The organism is Methylomonas rivi (assembly GCF_024505165.1).
GTDB lineage: Bacteria > Pseudomonadota > Gammaproteobacteria > Methylococcales > Methylomonadaceae > Methylomonas > Methylomonas rivi.
In genome coordinates, this window is sequence record NZ_JANIBK010000216.1 from 1 (window position 1) to 4,645 (window position 4,645).

A 4,645-nucleotide genomic window follows, 5' to 3' on the forward strand; every position below is an offset into this window, starting at 1 on the left:
AACCTACCCTGCCACCACTCTAGCTAATGCGAGAACCAAAGCAACAGAAGCAAGAAACAGCGTGGCAAATGGCACCGACCCTAGCGCTATTCGAAAAGAAACAAAAACAGCGCAAAAAATTGAAATCGAAAACACTAAACGACTTGAAGCTGGTCTTACCATTATCGATAGCTTTGAACATATCGCCCGCGAATGGGGCGAAAAGAAAGTCGAAACCTGGAGTGAAAAAAACAATCGATCGAAACGAATGCTCGAACGCAATATCTTCCCATGGATTGGCAGCAAACCCATTACCGAAATATTGCCCAAAGACATTTTGGCTTGCCTACGCATTATTGAAGATCGCGGAACTATCGAAACAGCTCACCGCACCTTACAAATTTGCGGGCAAGTTTTTCGTTATGCCGTTGCCACCGGTCGAGCGGATCGAGACATAACGCCAGACCTGCGCGGTGCTTTACCACCGGCAAAAGGCGAGCATTTCGCAGCCATTACGGAACCCAAACAGGCCGCAGAGTTATTACGCGCAATCGATGGTTATCAGGGCTCCCTACCGGCAGTTTGTGCATTAAAACTTGCGCCGCTGGTTTTTGTTCGCCCTGGCGAATTACGCGCAGCCGAATGGGCCCATATTGATTTTGAAGTCAACGAGTGGCGTTACTTTGTTTCAAAAACCGAAGTACAGCACATTGTGCCACTATCGACACAAGCGCAAGACATATTGCTAAAACTGCGACCACTTACCGGACATGGCCGCTTCGTTTTTCCATCCGAACGCAACCCGCGCGGTGACCGCTGCATGAGTGAAAACACTCTAAATGCAGCTTTGAAACGATTGGGCTATGGCAAAGACATTATGACAGCTCACGGCTTTCGAGCCATGGCGCGAACCATTCTGGATGAGATCCTTGGGTTTAGGCCAGACTTCATTGAACACCAGCTAGCGCATGCGGTGAAAGACCCGAATGGCAGAGCCTATAACCGCACGGCACACTTAGCGGAACGGCGGAAGATGATGCAAGCCTGGGCCGATTATCTGGATGACCTAAAGATCAGGGCGCAAGTGATACCGTTCAGAGAGCAAGGGTAAGTTGCGAAATTCATTCATGATCAAGGCGGATATATGTTTACACAAAATTGGGGCGATACTTACTACGGCCACAATATTTCCCCTGATGCGGACTCTATGCCTGCCAGACGCTGGATTGAACAACTTGAACATTACCAACCGGACTTACAGCAACGAGTAAAGCGTACCGTCGATCAGTGGAATTTGATTGTTAGAGACCAATTGCGCAATGAAACCGCGCTCAGGCTCAGCTTAGAAAGCAAGATCAATCACCCTGAACACAAACCCACCCAAATCCCCATCAAAGTAGTCGATGGCCTGCCGGAGCCGTTGATTCACGTTCTGAGAGACTACAGCGAACAAGCCCCTACCCTGTTAAATGAAAAAGCCTTTGCCGATACAGTGAAAGGGCTTCGCGTCGCCAATGATCAGTTTTCCGCACTCCAAACATTGTGCCCCAGCCAAATTTCACCATCCGATCTTGCCGACGCATCCGGCTGGCTCCAACGAATACTTGAGCAACTTCGGCAAACTGACATCAAACACAGGCTTAGAGAGCTTAACCAAGACATCTTGGGCGCGTATTTTTTCAACGTGCCTAGAGTCGAAATTTATTGGGCGGCAATCGGCATTTATGCGCAGCTTTACAGCATTTCCATCGAAGGCTTATGTCTGGTCGTGCTGGCGCATGAACTGGCGCACGCTTACACCCACTGGGGCAAAGACATCGACGGCACTACGTGGGAAACCAAAGATTTTGGCAATGCCGACCTAGCCATCGTGGAGGGCTTTGCCCAGTTTTACACCAAAACCGTTTGCGAGAAATTAGCCGCCCGCTTTCCGGCAGCGCTAGAAGCCTATCAGGCCTTATTGCAAACTCAATCGCCGGTTTATACCGAACACGAACAGTGGATTAAAGACCATCCACACTTAAAAGAAGCCGTGCGCTTCAGCATGATTCAATGCCGTAGCAAAGGCATCGTCGAGTACGGGGATTTTATGCGGGTATTGCAGGATGTGGGGAATTTTCCGTTTTCAAGGTAACAACAGATTTAGAAATGGCCGGGTACTTTTCCAGCGGTAGGCGTGAAAATCGCGTTGGTCGGTGCTGAAAATCCGGCCATGGCCCAAATCTTCCGCCAATAACACCAGCGATGCATCGGCCAAATCCATCGGCAAATCGGCGTATTGGCGCATCAAATCCACGATGCGGGCTTTATGGCCATCCTGAATTTCAAACACTTCAAACGCGCCCAGTTGGTACATTTGCATGAAACTTAATTGCGCCGCCGCGCCCCGGCGTTTTAACAGAATGTGGCAAACTTCCGTCATTACCGGAAACGTCGTTATCAAACCTTCATCCAAGGATTTGGCGGCGGCATCGGCCTTGATGTGATGTTTGTCGTTTTTATCGGCCAAGGCAATCCAAAACCCAGAATCGGCGATGATCATGTTTTATCGCTCCAATCCAGAACATCCTTGTAGTTTTCCGACAGACTGCCGTCGCCGGCCATGCTGCCGATAAAGCCGGTTTGCTGCATGATTTGATAGGCTTTCTGGCCTTCGCTGAGCAGCGAAGGGGCTTGCCGTTGATAAATTTCATCGATGGCGAGCGAAATCAGCTCTGACGTGTTTTTTCGTAAGGCTTTTTCAAGCGCTTGCAGTTTTTCGAGATGCTGGTTGTCCAGTTCGGCGGTGATTTGCATAATGACTAAGCCTTATAATGTAGGAATGGTGTTGCAACTCACTGATTTCAAGCAGTAAAGGCTGCTTCGGTTCCAAAGGTTTGCATAACAATAAACGATAATCAGTCTTCGTTGACGATATTTTGGTAAAGGCCAAACAAAAACGCCACCCTAGCCGCGTCGTCTTTTTTGCCCTTGTAGCCGTAGGCGGCATCGACGGCCTTGTCGAGTTCGGCATGGGCTTTCACCAACTCAGGTGGCATGGCGAGCGGATCGTAGAGGTCAGCCAATGTGGAACCTGGAAACTGGGCGCGCGCATCCAGCACAGCTTGCCCGGCGGCTTCGATGGCGGCCCCCTGCTTGTCGGTGAGCGTAGGCCAAGGGAAGTTGTTATAGACGATGCCAACGGAGTAACGGTAGTCACTTTTCAAGCGTCCGCACACGGTGCGCATCCAGGCGTTATGCATGGTCGAGGTCAATATTCCGAAGTGGTAGAGGGTTGCGTGCGGCAGAATGCGTACCAGATTACTGGACAAGGTGTCTGGCTGCATGAATCCAACCGGAATGAACTGACGTCGTTCGGAGGAAACTTCGGGAATCACCAGATAGGGTGCATCAGGGATATTTTCCACATGAAAGCGCGTCGGCGTGGCGGCGAGTTTCTGCGTCGGGGCGCTCTTGCTGGCAAGGCGAGTTTTTCGCACAGATTCCACGCGCTTCATGGCTTCCGGCATCTGGCGCAGTTCGTTGGGTGGGCAGTCGCCTAGCCACAGGCACCAGCGTTCGTAACCGTTGATGAATTCGTCAGCGCCGATCCAGCGTCGGAACCATTTAGCCGCTTGCGGTTCGTGCGTGAGGAAAGCGTCTTTTTCTTCCGGGGTGAACAGATAATGTCCGCCATCGATGGGTTTGTTGCCGATACCGATCTCGGGTACATCGCATAGTGGAGTTTTCCGGTTGGTTAGCGTCACATCCGGGGCATCCACCAGATAAGGGTTGATGTGCTTTGCCGACAGCACGGTCGGCCCGCCATTGATGTCTTCATACTCGTAGAGGGTTTTCGCGGCAGTGTCGCCAAGCCCAAAGCCCACAATGACGCAATGCACGGCTGCAACGCCCCTGCCTTCGTTGCTCCAACGGAAGGTGCGGTGGGCAAAATGGATTTTGATACCGTGCGCAAACAAGTACGGCCACAACACGCCCACTTGCTCGCCTTGGGTGATGCTGTTGGTGGATACAAACGCGACAGGCGCTTTGGGGTTGTTTTGAATGAAGCTGGCGGCCTTGACATACCAAGCCGCCACATAATCAAGCAAGCCACCATTTTTCAATGGCTTAAAAATGGGTTCAATGTCGGCACGTTGCTCTGCGGTCATATATTTTGCGCCAATAAACGGTGGATTCCCCATCACGAAACCGCATTGTTTTGCCGGCAGCACGTCGTTCCAATCGATTTGCAGCGCATTGCCGCAGATGATGTTGGCTTTCTTGACCAACGGAATCCGGCTGTAATAATTGCCGAAACGCTGCACTCGCAGGTTCATTTGATGGTCGGTTAGCCACAGTGCGACCGTAGCGATTTGCGCGGCGGACGGGTCGATTTCGATGCCGTGGAATTGGTGGACATTGCATAGAATCAAGGTATCGACATTGAGCTGGCCCGACAGACTTTTGCCATAAATCGCTTCGATCACTTCCATTTCCAGTAGGCGCAGTTCCCGATAGGCGATCACCAGGAAATTGCCGCAGCCGCAGGCCGGGTCGAAAAATTGCAGGCTGGCGAGTTTTTGCTGAAAGGCAAACAGTTTTTTGTCGTTTTTACCGATTTTCTTCAGCTCGGCTTTCAGATCGTCTAAAAACAACGGGCATATCACTTTCAGGATGTTGGCTT

The 4,645-nt window shown here is 51.0% G+C and carries 5 protein-coding genes; 2 read left to right on the forward strand and 3 right to left on the reverse strand.

The window, feature by feature from the left end:
• Positions 1-1,090 (forward strand): tyrosine-type recombinase/integrase (locus NP596_RS19950; RefSeq protein WP_256617149.1); only part of this gene is annotated, 1,090 nt, incomplete at its 5' end.
• A gap of 33 nt (positions 1,091-1,123) precedes the next feature.
• Complete coding sequence (locus tag NP596_RS19955; protein WP_256617150.1) at positions 1,124-2,113, forward strand: type IV pilus inner membrane component PilO; 990 nt, start codon at positions 1,124-1,126, stop codon at positions 2,111-2,113.
• Here NP596_RS19955 and NP596_RS19960 read toward each other — a convergent pair.
• The 3 genes from NP596_RS19960 to NP596_RS19970 form a co-directional block, all read right to left on the reverse strand.
• Positions 2,105-2,521 (reverse strand): type II toxin-antitoxin system VapC family toxin, encoded by a 417-nt coding sequence (locus NP596_RS19960; RefSeq protein ID WP_256617151.1) that lies wholly within the window; start codon positions 2,519-2,521, stop codon positions 2,105-2,107. The two genes, NP596_RS19955 and NP596_RS19960, sit on opposite strands and share 9 nt — an antisense overlap.
• Positions 2,518-2,775: a hypothetical protein gene (locus NP596_RS19965; protein WP_256617152.1), complete on the reverse strand. Its 258-nt coding sequence runs from the start codon at positions 2,773-2,775 to the stop codon at positions 2,518-2,520. Before NP596_RS19965 ends, NP596_RS19960 begins: the two co-directional genes overlap by 4 nt.
• Before the next feature lie 101 nt (positions 2,776-2,876).
• Positions 2,877-4,645: class I SAM-dependent DNA methyltransferase (locus tag NP596_RS19970; protein ID WP_371927987.1), on the reverse strand; the 1,769-nt coding region annotated here is incomplete at its 5' end.